Source organism: Pseudescherichia sp., from assembly GCF_031998825.1.
Taxonomy (GTDB): Bacteria; Pseudomonadota; Gammaproteobacteria; order Enterobacterales; family Enterobacteriaceae; genus Pseudescherichia.
Genome location: NZ_DAMACX010000002.1, coordinates 178,042 through 180,354, shown reverse-complemented (window position 1 = coordinate 180,354; position 2,313 = coordinate 178,042). Strand labels below are relative to the sequence as shown.

Annotated in this window: 2 protein-coding genes; both read right to left on the bottom strand. The window is 56.9% G+C overall.

Translation table 11 applies throughout. From position 1 onward, the window contains the following. Positions 1 to 1,017: flagellin (locus tag RTP97_RS01960; RefSeq protein ID WP_312410394.1), on the bottom strand; the 1,017-nt coding region annotated here is incomplete at its 3' end. Positions 1,018 to 1,205: 188 nt separating this feature from the next. Beyond that, positions 1,206 to 2,313: gamma-aminobutyraldehyde dehydrogenase (locus tag RTP97_RS01955; protein ID WP_312410393.1), on the bottom strand; the 1,108-nt coding region annotated here is incomplete at its 5' end.

Genomic DNA, 2,313 nt, shown 5'->3' with positions numbered 1-2,313 from the left:
AATCGACGGTGTCGGCAAATTTCCCCAGGTGATGTTGCTGGTAAAAGAACCGCTGCCCACCACCATCACCAGCAAATCTTCCGTCACGGTATCCAGCGTGATGCGTTCAAGGCGGTTCGAACCGTTGGCACCGTCGTTCCAGGCCCCGGACGCCTTATCTTCATAGCGATCGCCATCCCCACTATAGGAAATGTTCATCCCGTTATAGTTAAGCGTTTCTCCGCTATAACTCCAGCTGGGACCGCCGTCAATCAGCTGCGAGTCATCATAGACCGCCCCGCTGCTGAAACCGTTTTTGGCCGTCAGCACCGATGCGGTCGCTTTCGCGCCATCGGTGATGCCGCGGCTCACCCAGGTATAATCCGCATCCGGGCCGTTTAATGGCGTGCCCGCGAGATGTTTACCATCTCGGGTAAATATCTGCAGATCGTCATCCAGACCCAGCGAATCAATGTTAATAGTGATATTGGTCGACCCGGCCGGAATATAGGCCAGCGGAATAACACCGGAACTGAAAGAATAATCAGTGCCCGCTACCGGGAATTTACGATCCAGCGGCATAACATCGCCAATTAATTGCGGCGGTAATACAGGCTTATCGGTCGCCAGCGGATATTGCCCGAAGATCTCGGTTTGCTCGGAGATTTGGGTAATTGTCCCCAGTATCTGCTGATACTCCTGGTTGATACTGTCCCGGTCGGACTGCGATAAGGTGCCGTTTGCCGCCTGAATGGCCAGGCTTTTGGCTTTGATCAGCATCGCGCTGACGTCGCTCAGGCTCCCTTCTGCCGTCTGCGCCAGGCTTATCGCGTCATCCAGCCCACGTGAGATCGCCTTGTCCGCATTGATGTTGGCGAACATCCGGTTGCCAATGGCCTGCCCGGCGGCATCATCCTTCGCGCTGTTAATACGCAAGCCGGATGAGAGCCGTTCAATCGTCTGGGCCAGTAAAGTACTGTTAGCATTCCGGGACTTAAGTGAGAGCCCGGCAATCTCGTTATGATTAATTGCAAGCATGGTCAGGGCGATTTTATTATGGATTTACTTCGGTATCGGCGGCCAGGCGATTTAATTTAGGGCGACAGGTGAAAAAAGCTGACGATATATTCTTGCGGGGAAGTGAAACTTTAATATTTAATATATTCTTTGAATGAATATATTTATCACCGCCGGTGAGATTACTCTCTGCCGGCGGTGATAAGTCATTAATGTTTAATCATTACATGCCTGACCACGGTGTAATCCTCCAGGCCATACACCGACATATCCTTGCCGTAGCCGGACATCTTCTGCCCGCCGTGCGGCATCTCGCTGACCAGCATAAAGTGGGTATTCACCCAGGTGCAACCATACTGCAGGTGCGCGCTGATGCGGTGTGCGCGGCCCACGTCCTGAGTCCACACCGAGGAGGCCAGGCCGTATTGCGACGCGTTGGCCCAGGCCAGAACCTGCTCCTCATCGTCGAATTCCGTCACACTCACTACCGGGCCAAACACTTCCCGCTGGACAATGGCATCTTCCTGTTTCGCGCCTGCCAACAGGGTCGGCTGGCACCAGTAGCCTTTGCCGTCGTGCTTGCTGCCGCCGGTGATGACCTGCACATGCCCGAGGGCTTTGGCCTCATCCACGGCTTTGCATACCCGGTCGAGATGCGCCTGCGAACTTAGCGGACCAAGCTCGGTGCTTTCGTCATCCGGGGCGCCGATTTTCAGGCTGGCGACCGCGGCACCCAGTTTCTCCACCAGCGCCGGATAAATGCCCTTTTGCGCGTAGATACGACAGGCGGCGGTACAGTCCTGCCCGGCGTTGTAGAAGCCGAAGGTGCGTACCCCCTCCACCACCGCGTCGAGATCCGCGTCATCAAAGACGATCACCGGCGCTTTACCGCCCAGCTCCATATGGGTGCGCTTGATGGACGAGGCGGTATGTCCAATGATGTGTTCCCCCGTGGCGATAGAGCCGGTTAACGACACCATCCGCACCTTTTCATGCCCGGTCAGCGGGTCACCCACGGTTTTGCCTCGCCCGAACAGCACATTAAGCACCCCGGCCGGGAAGATGGTTTTTGCCAGTTCAGCCAGTTTCAGGGCGGTGAGCGGCGTGATCTCAGAGGGTTTAAGCACCACGCAGTTCCCGGCGGCCAGCGCCGGGGCGAGCTTCCACGCCGCCATCATCAGCGGGTAGTTCCAGGGGGCAATCGACGCGACAACGCCCACCGGGTCGCGACGGATCACCGAGGTGTGTCCCTCCAGATATTCCCCCGCAGCCGAACCGTTCAGGGTACGCGCCGCGCCAGCAAAGAAGCGAAACACG